At 44.4% G+C, this 358-nt stretch carries 1 protein-coding gene; it reads left to right on the top strand.

Translation table 11 applies throughout. The features are described from left to right. On the top strand, positions 1-342 hold a 342-nt coding region (locus HMPREF2875_RS13415), incomplete at its 5' end, for a hypothetical protein (RefSeq protein WP_210388141.1). Between the last annotated feature and the right edge of the window lie 16 nt (positions 343-358).

The following is a 358-nucleotide window of genomic DNA, read 5'->3' as shown; positions in this document are numbered from 1 at the left end:
AAAAAGGCCGTGAAAAGCCCAAACCTAGACAAACAGACAAACCAAACCATGCATCGCACCCGCGCTGCACAAACAACACGAACGCCACACGGACTGGCTATCCAAAAATTACATAAAGAAAATAAACTTCAACCAACCCCCAACCCGACGGGGCACAAAAACAAGGGCTGGCCTAGTCAGAAGAAAATAATCAATACGCCCAAACAACTTAAAATGTTTACAATGACGCCGCTTGAAAAAAGCGCCATCCGGCATACACCAACCGCAACACACATACAATGCATCACGGCCAACAATGATTACAATCAACCAACACAAAAAAGTACATTGGCACACTATTGAGTTCTCACACATCATC

This window comes from Corynebacterium sp. HMSC078H07 (genome assembly GCF_001812805.1).
Classification (GTDB): Bacteria; Actinomycetota; Actinomycetes; order Mycobacteriales; family Mycobacteriaceae; genus Corynebacterium.
This window is presented reverse-complemented; position numbering and strand designations above follow the sequence as displayed.